13 protein-coding genes are annotated in these 12,551 nt (G+C 40.0%); 4 read left to right on the top strand and 9 right to left on the bottom strand.

Translation table 11 applies throughout. From position 1 onward, the window contains the following. Positions 1–47: 47 nt before the first annotated feature. Positions 48–1,316: a TRAP transporter large permease gene (locus V5M37_RS17670; RefSeq protein WP_423798481.1), complete on the bottom strand. Its 1,269-nt coding sequence runs from the start codon at positions 1,314–1,316 to the stop codon at positions 48–50. Next, entirely contained in the window at positions 1,313–1,870 is a 558-nt protein-coding gene (locus V5M37_RS17675) for a TRAP transporter small permease (protein WP_423798482.1), read from the bottom strand. The genes V5M37_RS17670 and V5M37_RS17675 overlap by 4 nt, the downstream gene beginning before the upstream one ends. Positions 1,871–2,094: 224 nt before the next feature. Here V5M37_RS17675 and V5M37_RS17680 point away from each other — a divergent pair, with 224 nt between their 5' ends. The 3 genes from V5M37_RS17680 to V5M37_RS17690 are packed head-to-tail and all read left to right on the top strand — an operon-like array spanning position 2,095 to position 4,632. Continuing rightward, positions 2,095–2,679 carry an amino acid synthesis family protein gene (locus V5M37_RS17680; RefSeq protein WP_423798483.1) on the top strand — a complete coding sequence of 195 codons (585 nt, stop codon included), beginning with the start codon at positions 2,095–2,097 and terminating at the stop codon, positions 2,677–2,679. Continuing rightward, positions 2,676–3,629 (top strand): NAD(P)-dependent oxidoreductase, encoded by a 954-nt coding sequence (locus tag V5M37_RS17685; protein ID WP_423798484.1) that lies wholly within the window; start codon positions 2,676–2,678, stop codon positions 3,627–3,629. Before V5M37_RS17680 ends, V5M37_RS17685 begins: the two co-directional genes overlap by 4 nt. Beyond that, entirely contained in the window at positions 3,574–4,632 is a 1,059-nt protein-coding gene (locus V5M37_RS17690) for a DctP family TRAP transporter solute-binding subunit (RefSeq protein ID WP_423798485.1), read from the top strand. Before V5M37_RS17685 ends, V5M37_RS17690 begins: the two co-directional genes overlap by 56 nt. Positions 4,633–4,872: 240 nt before the next feature. Here V5M37_RS17690 and V5M37_RS17695 read toward each other — a convergent pair whose 3' ends face one another. Genes V5M37_RS17695 through V5M37_RS17710 form a run of 4 tightly spaced genes read right to left on the bottom strand, consistent with a single transcriptional unit; the run spans position 4,873 to position 8,065 of the window. Beyond that, positions 4,873–5,943, bottom strand: a complete 1,071-nt coding sequence (locus V5M37_RS17695; protein WP_423798486.1) for a tartrate dehydrogenase — start codon at positions 5,941–5,943, stop codon at positions 4,873–4,875. Position 5,944: 1 nt separating this feature from the next. Beyond that, complete coding sequence (locus V5M37_RS17700) at positions 5,945–6,529, bottom strand: FumA C-terminus/TtdB family hydratase beta subunit (RefSeq protein WP_423798487.1); 585 nt, start codon at positions 6,527–6,529, stop codon at positions 5,945–5,947. Positions 6,530–6,544: 15 nt separating this feature from the next. Further along, a complete protein-coding gene (locus V5M37_RS17705; RefSeq protein ID WP_423798488.1) occupies positions 6,545–7,387 on the bottom strand; it encodes a fumarate hydratase in 843 nt (280 codons plus the stop codon). Positions 7,388–7,390: 3 nt separating this feature from the next. Next, complete coding sequence (locus V5M37_RS17710) at positions 7,391–8,065, bottom strand: GntR family transcriptional regulator (RefSeq protein ID WP_423798489.1); 675 nt, start codon at positions 8,063–8,065, stop codon at positions 7,391–7,393. Positions 8,066–8,414: 349 nt separating this feature from the next. Here V5M37_RS17710 and V5M37_RS17715 point away from each other — a divergent pair, with 349 nt between their 5' ends. After that, complete coding sequence (locus V5M37_RS17715; protein ID WP_423798490.1) at positions 8,415–9,806, top strand: amino acid permease; 1,392 nt, start codon at positions 8,415–8,417, stop codon at positions 9,804–9,806. Between the two features lie 108 nt (positions 9,807–9,914). Here the strand turns inward: V5M37_RS17715 and ytaF are convergent, their stop codons facing one another. The 3 genes from ytaF to V5M37_RS17730 form a co-directional block, all read right to left on the bottom strand. Next, positions 9,915–10,520: a sporulation membrane protein YtaF gene (gene ytaF, locus V5M37_RS17720; protein ID WP_423798491.1), complete on the bottom strand. Its 606-nt coding sequence runs from the start codon at positions 10,518–10,520 to the stop codon at positions 9,915–9,917. Positions 10,521–10,709: 189 nt separating this feature from the next. Beyond that, positions 10,710–11,441, bottom strand: a complete 732-nt coding sequence (gene tatC / locus V5M37_RS17725) for a twin-arginine translocase subunit TatC (RefSeq protein ID WP_423798492.1) — start codon at positions 11,439–11,441, stop codon at positions 10,710–10,712. 133 nt (positions 11,442–11,574) lie between these two features. Continuing rightward, the gene (locus V5M37_RS17730; protein ID WP_423798493.1) at positions 11,575–12,510 is read right to left on the bottom strand and encodes an LCP family protein; all 936 of its coding nucleotides are present in this window, start codon (positions 12,508–12,510) and stop codon (positions 11,575–11,577) included. Between the last annotated feature and the right edge of the window lie 41 nt (positions 12,511–12,551).

The raw sequence follows: 12,551 nt of genomic DNA on the forward strand, positions 1-12,551 counted from the left end.
TTACCCTGACATATGAGTAAGCAGATCCTCTTTTCTTGGAAATCAGGCTATTTCGCCAAAACCAATGCTACCTGTGGGAAAATAATAACGATGGCAAGTGCTAGAACCATCAGAGCAAAGAATGGCAACACCCCTTTGACGACTTCTCCGACCTTTTCCCTGGTGATCCCACTGACGACGAATAGATTTAGCCCTACAGGCGGTGAAATCATCGCCAACTCCATATTTATGGTCATAATAATTGCAAAATGGATGACATTAATATCGAATAATGCCAGTACTGGTAATAAAATTGGCAGTGTAATTAAAATGATGGCAACGGATTCAAGGAACATCCCCAAAATAAAGAACATAATGTTGACACCAATCATAAAGATCCATTTATTTGATGTACTTGTTTCAATCCATGTCGCGAATGCCTGTGGTACCTGTTCCGTAGTTAGGAACATACCGAAGATCATTGCCGATGCAATAACTAGAAAAATCATCGACGTAATATTAATAGATTCCTTCAGGACTTCTCTAAATTTAGGAAATGGCAGTTCTTTGTAAATAAAGACAGAAACGAATAATCCATAGAAACATGATACAAAGGCAGCCTCAGTTGGTGTGACAGCACCTGAATAGATTCCCCCGAGAATAAGGACTGGCAGCAAAAAGCCCCAAGAAGCTTTTGCAGTCTTTCTCCATCTTTCCTCCATTGACTGTTTTGGCAATTTACCAAAGTTATGAACTCTAGCATGAATAATTGCAGAGATTAATAGAATTCCACCTAACAGTAATCCTGGGACAATTCCAGCTGAGAATAGTTTTCCAATTGATTCTTCAGCAACCGTGCCATAAATGATTAATGGAATCGAAGGTGGAATCAGAATTCCCAGCGTACCTGATGCGGCTACAAGCCCCATTGCATATCTTTTACCATAACCTGCTTCCACCATCGCAGGAATCATAATACTTCCAACAGCCGCTGCGGTTGCCGGGCTAGAACCTGAAATGGCGGCAAAGATCATACAAGCAAGGATGGTGATAACAGCCAACCCTCCGCGGATATGCCCAACCCATGATTTCAATGCCTCAATTAAATAATGTGAGATACCGCCTTTTGACATAATAATTCCGGCGAATACAAAACCAGGAATGGCCATTAAGGTGGCTGAGTTTAAGGAATTAAACATTTTCTGGATAACGGTGTAAAGGGTAAAATCCGCCATTGATAAAGCGATGACACTTGATAATCCCAAACTGATGGCGATTGGTACGCGTAATAAGCACAGTACTGCAAAAAGTAAAAACAGCATTAAAACTGGATTCATGCTCCTACCCCTTTCTCCCCTGATTTTCCATCAGCATTTTGCATTGATTCATATAACTGTTCAATCTCGCCGATCAGCTCTCTATGATCACCTCTCGCCGCTCTGTAAGCCTTTACAAAAAAGTAGAACCCGAGAAGTCCCATTCCGATTGGGAGAACCAGATATGAAATCCAAATCGGAATCCCAACATCAATTGTTTTAATTCCTTGTTCTTTTGATAGCGTTATTAATTCAATGGAAGAATAAGCAAGGTAGAAGGAAAATCCACCGCCGATTAGATTACTAATCGTTGCAACTATTCTTTTTAGACCCTTCGGAAGTACGTCAAATAATAATTCTACTTGGATGTGCCGGTTATCCTTCAACGCCAGCCCAAAACCGATAAATATGGACCACGTAAGTAGAAATTCAAATATTTCCGTAATCCATGATTCCGGTGCATTAAGAACATATCTTGTAAAAACTCCGTACAAACTTACGACTACTCCTCCAATAAATAGCACTCCTGCCAAACCTTCTTCGATGTGATCAAGCCATTTAAAGAGTTTCTTCATAAAAATCAACTCCTTATACCGTAGATTGTATCCAATATACAACTGGACCTTAATTTAAAATATACAAGATAGTTTTCAAAAAATAAACAGAAAATTTTATTTATTTTCTATTTTTTGTGTATTCACAACATTTATTGTTTTTGTTATAGTGGAATTATCAGCATTTGTTGAGACAACTCGAGCGTAGATTGTATCCAAAATCCATTATAATGAGGAGGTTGAAGATGGAATTAGAAATTAGAAAAATTGTGACCATCTCGGAGGAGACCTTTATAGAAGGTTTCAAAAAAGCGGATAAGCCCGTTCGGGTCGCTGCTGCCCTAGCCGTCATTAAGAATCCTTATGCCGGCAAATATGTAGAGGATCTTCTTCCGCTCATCAAAGCCTGTTCTGAACAGCTCGGTGAACTTTTGCCAAAGAAGGCAATGGAAGCTTTAGGCGTCACAGGTGATGAAGTCGAAGGCTATGGAAAAGGTGCACTAGTTGGACTTGATGGAGAAATCGAACACGGATCTGCCATTATCCATACCCTAACGTTTGGAAATCCATTTCGTTCTCAATGTGGAAATGCTGAAACGCTCCTTCCTTCTGCCGAGAAAAGAGGTGCCGCTGGCAGCAGTCTAGACCTAGCGATTAAACACAAAATGGATGCAAAGATTCGCAGCCATCACATGACGTTTGAAACTAGGATCCCTGATGCACCTCGGAACGATGAAATTGTCATTGCCGCTGTCGTTACCACGAGCGGACGTGCTCACCCGCGGATTGGCTCTTTACATAAAGAGCTTGAAGGAGTTTTTCCTTCATGATTCAGAAAATAGGTTTTATCGGGCTTGGTAAAATGGGCTTGCCTATGGCAAAAAACCTATTAATTAGCGGATTTACTGTTTACGGCAGTGATGTTAACGAAGCCGCTATCCATGAATTCCAGAGCTATGGCGGGAAACCGGGCTATGTTACTGATTGGATTCACAATGTACAAAGTATCATTCTTATGCTTCCTTCATCTAAGATCGTAAATCAAGTCATAGACCAAATTATTGACCTTTACTCTTCAGATCAACACACTCACCAAGAACCATTAGTCATCATTGATATGAGCAGCTCCTACCCTGATGAAACGAGAAAGAATTTTAAAAAATTAACAGAAAAAAATATTGAATTTATCGACGCCCCCGTCAGCGGCGGGGTCAAGAAGGCAGTCACTGCTCAGTTAACCATCATGATCGGAGGACCAGTGGAATCATTTACTAGATGTAAGCGTTTGCTAGGTTCGATGGGCAGTAACCTCTTTCATGTTGGTCCAATTGGAAGCGGTCACTTAATCAAGGCCATTAATAACTATCTTTCTGCTACTCATCTATTAGCAAGCTGTGAGGCCGTTCAATTGCTCCAGAGATTTGATGTGGAACCGGAGAAAGCGATTCATGTATTTAATCATAGTACAGGCCGGAGCGGTTCAACAGAGTATAAATTCCCATCCTTTATCTTAACGGAAAGTTTTGATTCCGGGTTTAGTCTGGAGCTGTTAAGAAAAGATCTAGAAATGGCGAATGGGCTATTTTTAAATGCGGAGGCGGCGACAAATCTGCCGCAGCTTGTGTTTGACAGATTCCATGAAGCAAGTGTTGCACTAGATAAGGATGCGGACCATACAGAAATCTATCAATTTGTATCAAGTTATTTATTAAGGGGGAAATCAAATGAAAAAGATTCAGAAACTATTAGTAGTAGCAGTAACACTTCTGTTGGTATTTAGCCTCGCAGCCTGCGGCTCTTCCTCAAAAGAAACAAGCAGCAGTTCATCCGGCGGTGAAAAGGCCAAATCTGGTGATGACATTCAAGAATTGACGATTAAAATCTCCCACGTTGTGGCAGAGAACACACCTAAGCAAGCCGGTGCCCTTGCCATGAAGGAATATATTGAAAAAGAATCCGGCGGTAAAATCAAGGTTCAGGTTTATCCTAACAGCCAGCTATTTGGTGATAAAGACGAATATCAGAACTTAGTAGCCAATAACGTTCAATTCATTATTCCAGACATGTCCAAGATGGTTGGTAACGACCCTGGCTTTAACGTCCCTGCAATGCCTTTCTTGTTTAAAGATGATGCAGCTGCAGAAGCTTTCTGGGATGGAGAAAAAGGACAAGAAATCTTTAAACGTTTAGAAAAGGACGGCGTGCATGGTCTTGCCATGTGGCCAAACGGTGCTAAACACATGACAAATAACAAGAAAGCCATTTCGAAACCGGAAGACTTAAAAGGCTTAAAGATTCGGACTCAAGGCGGACAGTTGCTCGAAGAAATTTACGGCAAGCTTAATGCTGGTTCCGTATCCATTCCATTCAACGAGCTTTACACTGCCCTCCAGCAAGGTACGGTTGATGGCGAAGAAAACACTTTTAGTAATATCGAATCAAAGAAATTCGACGAAGTGCAGAAGTATACAACTGTAATGGGTCATACTCGAGTGGACTACGCTTTATTAACCAATACGAAATTCTGGGATAGCCTGAATGAAAAAACGAAGGAAATTGTTCAAAAAGGTGTTGAAGCAGGAACAAAGGTTGCCCGTGATTCTGCAGCAAAATTAAATGAAGATGCATTGAAAAAACTAAAGGACCGCGGCCAAACCAAGATTAATGAGCTTTCACCAGCTGAAATTGAAGCATTTAAGAAAGAACTTCAGCCAGTCTATGATGAATGGGCTAAGAAAATCGGCGAAGATATCATTAAGGATGCAGAGAGTAAGAATAAATAATAGTATTGCAAGCCCCTAATCTATTAGTTTTTTATAGATTAGGGGTTTTTTCGTTCCATGAAGCGGTCATAAGGACAAATCCGGATTTTCTAAAAACTTAATCTGTCCTCATGAAGCCGCCATGCGGACAATTTCCATTCTCTCTAAGCTCAATCTGTCCTCATAAAAGGTCAAGACGAACAAAAAAGAGGCTGCTCAAACATCAATTTGAGCAGCCTCTCTTATTTTAACTACGATCATTTAAGATACCGAGCAAACCTCTTTCAACCGGCTGCAAATAGCTTCTCCAACCTCATTGGTAGAGGATGTGCCGCCAATATCTGGAGTTTTAATTCCGTCGTTGGTAACATCTTCGATAGCATCCAGAAGCTTTTGGCCCAGCTCCTGCTCGCCAAAGTGATCTAGCATCATCTTTGCTGTCCACACCTGTCCAATTGGATTCGCGATTCCTTTACCATAAATATCTGGGGCAGAACCGTGTACAGGCTCAAACATGGAAGGATACTTTCCATTTAAATTAATATTTGCTGCAGGCGCAATCCCGATACTTCCCATGATCGCTCCACCGATATCCGTTAAAATATCCCCGAATAAGTTACTTGCAACGATTACGTCAAAAATTTGCGGTCTTGTCACGAAAAACGCAGCTAACGCATCGATATGATAGGAAGCCGTCTGAATATCCGCGTAATCTGTTTTGACGTCATTAAACACCTCATCCCAAAACGGCATCGAATGGACAATCCCGTTTGACTTTGTCGCGGATGTGACATGGCCTCTTCTCTGTTTCGCCAATTCAAATGCATAGCGCATTGCCCGTTCCGTACCTTTTCTAGTGAAAACCGCATTTTGGATGGCGACTTCATCTTCCCCTTGATGGATCCTTCCGCCAACTTCACTATATTCACCCTCACTATTTTCCCTGACAACGATTAAATCAAAGTCATTTGGATTAACTAAAGGTGATTTCAATCCTTTAAAAAATTTGGCTGGGCGAATATTAATCGATTGCTCAAATTCTCTTCGAATCTTAATTAATAAACCCCATAAAGAAACATGATCTGCAACAACCTGAGGGTTTCCAATTGCCCCCAGGAAAATAGCATCAAAGTTTTTCAAGATATCTAGTCCGTTATCTGGCATCATTTTTCCATGCTCTAAGTAATAATCACAGCTCCATGGAAACTCTTTGTATTCAAATTTTAAACCGCCATGTATTTCGGCTATTGTATCCAAAACTTTTGTCGCAACAGGCACTACTTCTTTCCCAATTCCATCCCCTGGGATAACGGCAATTTCTAGTTTCTTCATATTATATACCTACTTCCTTATTCGCATTTTTATTGTAGTTTTCATACTTGGCTATTTCCTGCTCATATAAATCTTGACCGTGAGCATCATAGGCAACAAGCAAAGGGAAATCTTCTACCTCAAGCCGTCTGATTGCTTCTGGCCCTAAATCCTCATAGGCCACTACCTCAACTGCTGTTACCCGTCTACTTAAAATCGTGGAGAGCCCGCCGACGGCAGCAAAGGAAATGGCGCCATATTGCTTACAGGCTTCTTTGACCATTTCTCTTCTTGGCCCCTTACCAATCGTTCCTTTTACACCATATTCATACATCGCAGGAGCATAAGGATCCATCCGATAAGCTGTTGTCGGAGCCACTGGCCCAATAATTTGCCCCGGTTTTGGCGGACATGGACCAGCATAGAAAATGACTTCGCCCCTTAAATCAACTGGTAAAGACTGGCCTGCTTCAAGCAGGTCTACCATTCTTTTATGGGCGGCGTCGCGGGCCATATAGATGGTCCCTGTTAAGAAGACTTGATCACCTATTTGCAGGTTTTGAATATCATCATCTGTTAAAGGTGTTTTTAACCGATATTCTGCCATCTCACTCTTCCCCTCCTAGAGTACAGCCGTCTTTTTACGGGCAGCATGACATTGAATATTTACCGCAACCGGCAGGGCAGTAATATGACAGGCATAGGTTTCAATTGGCACCCATAGCGCCGTACTAGTCCCGCCTAACCCTTGCGGCCCTATTCCTGTGTTGTTAATTTCCTCAAGGAGTTCTTTTTCCAGCTGCGCAATATGGGGTTCATGATGATGAACACCGATTTCCCTTAAAACGGCATGTTTTGCCAGTGAGGTTACTTTATCAAAGCTTCCGCCAATGCCCACTCCGACAACGACAGGCGGACAGGCCTTCCCGCCTGCGTCTTTAATCGTTTGTAAAACAAAATTTTTAACCCCTTGCATCCCTTCACCAGGAAGCAAGAATTTCATCGCACTCATATTTTCACTGCCCCCTCCTTTAGGGAGGACCGTGAATTTAATCTGGTCTCCGGGAACAATGTCAGTATGTACAACAGCCGGTGTATTATCCCCAGTATTCACGCGAACGAGCGGGTCCCCAACAACTGATTTTCTCAGATAACCCTCTCGATATCCGGTGCGCACACCTTCTTGAATTGCATCCAAATAGTTCCCGCCTGTAATATGGACATCTTGGCCTACCTCTACAAACACAACGGCCATCCCAGTATCATGACAATAAGGCATGTGATTCACCTTAGCTTCTTCCGCATTTTCCAGAAGCTGCTGCAAGATTGTTTTCCCAATCGGCGATGCTTCTGTCTTCTCAGCCCTTCTAAATCCTGCTAATACATCTTCAGGAAGGTAATAGCAGGCCTCCCAGCAAAGCTTGGCAACGGTTTCAATGACTTGATCAACATGAACGATTCGCAAAAATTATCTCTCCTCAAATTGTTCAATTACATGAACGATGTTTTTTAGATCCTCTTGCGTATGCTCTCTCAATCTATCAACTGCTCTTTTTGGATTTCTCTCTTTAATCGCCAGGTAAATATCCCTATGTCCTTTTAAAATCTCATATGCGCGGTCTTCGCCTTGGATGTTTAAAACACGGTAATAATGGATTAAGCCATTTAAACCCTCTACAAGCATCTTTAATCTTGTATTCCCGCTATACTGGATAATTTGTTCGTGGAAATGGGCATTACACTCTACTATAGTTTCAGGCTTATCTTCATTTATCGCTTGCTCTGTTTCTTCTAACGTTTTTTCCAACTCCTGCAGCTGCTCCTCTGTTGCTCGTTCCGCTGTCAGTTCAACAGCAGTGGATTCAAGGGAAATCCTGCATTCGTAAATATCTCGTACATCCTGTAAATTTGGTTTGTAGACGGATATTTGTGACTTTTGATCCATTACTAGCAGCCCCTCAATTACCAGTGCCCGAATCGCTTCCCTAACCGGACTGCGGCTAGTATTATAAAACGTCGCAATTTGTGCTTCATACAAGCGATCGCCAGGTTTATACGTACCATTGAAGATGCTTTCTTTTATCGATTGTTGAATTTGTTGATAATAAGGTAACGGCTTTTGCAATGGATTGCATTCCAACATTTGCACACCTCTTTTCCAGTTTTAAATTCGTTTTGATTTTTGTGTCGACAGTCGAGTGTTATATTTTTATTATAATTAAAAAATTCAGATATTTCAAATCTGAATTTTCATTTACTGCCATGTTTTAGGCTTTTTCATCCAAAAAACAAGCGGTTCAAATAAAAGTTTTACAAATATTACGTATTCGTGAAAACACTTTTGTAAGTTTACTTCATTTTTTTCAAACAGATTAGTATTAGGCAACTTTTGTATATCCCCATTTTGTAAAACATAGTTGTTTTATTAACCTTAAAAACTTCAATCAAAATAATAGGTTGTTACTTTTTTAAGGTAGAAATGGAGGTAATCAATGAAATCTTTTATGAGAAAGAAGTCCATTAGCGAACTGCAGCAAGAAGGCACAAATAGTACTGGACTCCAACGGATCTTAGGATTATGGCAGCTGACAGCGATCGGGTTAGGGGGAATCATTGGTGTAGGAATTTTCGTTCTGACTGGAGTGGCAGCTGCAGAACATGCAGGACCTGCCGTTATCTTATCATTTATTATCGCGGGGCTTGCCAGTGCGGCAGCGGCATTATGCTATGCGGAATTCGCCGGCTTAATTCCGGTCGCAGGCAGTGCTTATACCTATAGCTACGCTGTCTTGGGTGAAGGAGCCGCATGGCTGATTGGGTGGGATTTATTGCTTGAATATACCCTGGTCATTGCAGTAGTGGCGATTGGATGGTCAGGGTATATGCAAGAAATATTACAGCAAATCGGTATTCATGTACCTGTATGGGCACAGGGGGCTCCAGGAACAGGTGCCGGCCATAAAATTGACCTGATTGCCATGATTATTAGTTTAGCCATTGCCGGGCTGCTAACGATTGGGATGAAATGGGGAGCACGATTTAACAACTTGATGGTCATCATCAAATTAAGCATCGTGGTTGTGGTCATTGCCGTCGGCAGCTTTTACGTTGATACTGCCAACTGGCATCCGTTTATGCCATTTGGTTTTCACGGTGTGATGGGTGGTGCCGCTCTGGTATTCTTCGCCGTATTCGGATATGACACGTTAACGACTGCTGCAGAAGAAGCGAAAAACCCGCAGCGCGATTTGCCACGGGCAGTGGTCCTGTCCTTAACGATTGCTCTCTGCCTTTATGTCGGCATGTCCCTCGTGATTACAGGAATGGCTCCATATGAAACGTTAGGGAATGCAGCCCCGATTGCGAAAGCCTTTAGTCAAGTGGGGTTGAATTGGATTACCTTGATTATTTCTGCGGCCGCCATTACTGGAATTTTATCGGTACTGTTTTCCTTTATGCTTGCCGGTTCACGTATATGGTTCGCGATGAGCCGGGATGGATTGCTCCCGAACTGGTTCGCAAAAGTACATTCTAAATATAAAACCCCCTATCGCCCTACACTAATTATTGGTGCGGTAACCGCAGTTGTTTCAGGTTTAACCCCCATTAATGAAGTTGCTGAACTAGTTAACATCGGAACTTTGTCCGCCTTTATCCTAATTTGCGCTTCCATTATGGTTCTGCGAGTCAAACAGCCTAACCTGGAAAGACGATTTAAAACACCGTTAGTTCCATTCGTCCCTATTATCGGAATAGGTTTTTCGGTTTATTTGATTATCAGTCTGCCTTCGATTACTTGGATTCGCTTCGTGATTTGGATGTTGGTGGGGTTTGTTGTTTATCTTTTGTACGGTAAACGAATGAGCAACCTTTCTAAAAATTAATCTTCAATGGAGCTGCTTCGGCGGCTCTTTTTTTTGTATGGAAAGCTTTTGATAAGTAGAAATAATAAAGAGGGTTGGCAAACCCCAACCCTCTTTTTAAATCTGTTTTTATACAATCATTTCGTAAACACCAATCATTATTAACAGAATACCCGCAGCAAAATTAGAGTATTTGCCAATGTTCATTCCACAAATCTTACCTCCAAGTTTTACTCCACTCCAAATGGAAACTACCGAAAATAGTCCAATAGACAATGTCGTTAAAACTGGAGAAAGACCTGTAATACCAGCTCCCAATCCCATTGCTAAACAATTGATTGCTAACGCAAATCCTAATAATATCGATTCTTTAACTGAAATCACATTATCATCATTAACATCTGCCAAATCTGGATGACTGATAACATGTGAAAAATTAGAATCAACTTTCACTTTGCTTGGTGTTTCTTGTAATGAGAAGGAGTCTACAATACATTTTATCCCTATACAAATAATAATTAAACCACCCGCAAAATTGGCCAATCCAATAGAAATAAACCGTGTAACGAATGTGCCCGCAATAATGGAAAGATACGCACAAAACATGGAGACAGTAGCAATAATCAAATTTGAAACAAAAGGAATCCGTGTTGACCTTAATCCATAAGAAACGCTTATGCCCAAATTGTCTAAATTTGCCGCAATACCTATTAGCAAAATAGATAAATAATGCATTTTCTCCTCCTGTAGATATGCTGTTCATCCAGTTGCCCTTTAGAAACATTCTTTTGTGTATTTATATATTCGAATGGTTTGAATTATGTTAATCAGAAATCAACTCTTCGAAAATATAAAAGGAGACCCATTCCTGATCTCCTTCAAAAAAACTTTTCCATTTTTTAAGATGTTAAATAGCTCAATTGCTTAATTAAAATCTAGAACACTATCTCTTTTTTGCATTCGTTTGAAAACCATTTTGGATAATAAAACGCTTATCTCATATATTAGAATCAGTGGAATTGCTACGGAAATATGAGATATAAATTCTGGCGGAGAGATCATGGAAGCTATGATAACCAGAATGAAATACGCATATTTTCTGAGTTTCACTAATTTATATGGATTCACAATGCCTAAAGTTGTTAAAAACATCGAGACAAGAGGCAATTCAAACGCTACACCAAAAGGTAAAGTCATATTTATTAAAAAACTAAAATATTTATCTGCCGTAAAAGAGGTTGTAAACATATCATTTCCTAATTTGATAAGAAAGTTCATGACATTTGGAAAAATAAAAAAATAACCAAATGCCAACCCTCCAATAAAAAGAAAGAACAAGGCAGGAATATACGCTAATGTAACCTTCCTTTCCCCTGGCTTTAAAGCAGGTTTTACAAATAACCAGGTTTGCCATGCAGCTATTGGGATTGTTCCAGTTACAGCAACAACGGTGGCGATGTGAAAATAGATCCAGATAATATCGCTTGGCCCGAGAACCATTAATTTATAATCAAGATTGCCCATAAAAAAAACATATATTTCTTTGACATAAACCATTCCTAAAATAAAAAATAATATGAAAGCAAGTGCAGAAATAATTAATCTTTTTCGCAACTCATTAAGATGCTCTACTAAATTAAGTTCTTTATCATCCATAGTGTTACTCCTGCCTAAAAAATATTAAATTGAGACATTCCAAAAAAAAATGCAAGATGCTCACTTTCCATCATGCATTTTTAAGGGAAATTTTTTAATTTTACTCCTTCATTACCTTAATAATCCAAAATGATTATAATGATAAAAATTCATTTAGAGCAGACTTATTTTGTTCCAGGTTGATACTTAACACTGCACCAACGTTTTTGAATTGCTCATTTGTATACGACCCATCCACGGGAATACGCATTGTTTTTATGTCATTAGATTGATTAGTAAGCAAATCTTTTCCCAAAGACAATAAAGTAGGTGTATCCAAATTAGTATCAACATAAGGGTTTATAACCCCTAACATTTTAGGTAGTTTTAAAATACTTCCTACGCTCATAGCTTGATCCTTCAACTTGCCAATGACTTCCTGTTGTCTTTGAACCCGGCCAAAGTCACTTAATTTATCATGTCTAAAACGTACATATCCTAATAACTTGTCCCCATGTAAGGTTTGTTGTCCCGGTTCTATTGTCGTTCCAATTCCATACGACATTTTAGAAGGAACATCCACTTCGATTCCATCTGGTGCAATGATATCGGCAATTTTTGAGAACCCTTCAAAATCAACTATAGCGTAATAATTTAAATCAATATCAAAGTTTTCTTTAATGGTTTGTCGAAGGAGTTCTGGCCCGCCATATGCATATGCTGCGTTTATTTTTTGCTTTCCATGACCAGGAATATTAACATATGTATCTCTCATAATAGAAATCAACTTAGATTGATGAGTATCCTGGTCATAGTGGGCAATCATAATGGAATCCGTTCTGGCATGCTCTTCCCCACGAGAATCGCTTCCCAATAGGAGCACATTAATTCTTCCAAATTTCACATTTTCCCCTTGAAAGGCTTTCGCCCTTTTTGTATCATCTTTAAATTTTCCACCTGCAGCAAGTGAAACTCCTTGTTTATATTGATAAGTTGCATAAGCAGCAACACTCCCAATCATTAAAAGAAAAATTAAAAGAATGACCCTTGTCCACTTAACACGTTTTTTCCTTCGTTGCATTCTTTCCATAGTACACCTTCTCGATTATTTTAATTTTGAAAAATTATTTT

The sequence above is a fragment of the Neobacillus sp. SAB-20_R2A genome, assembly GCF_049568635.1.
Taxonomy (GTDB): domain Bacteria; phylum Bacillota; class Bacilli; order Bacillales; family Cytobacillaceae; genus Neobacillus; species Neobacillus citreus.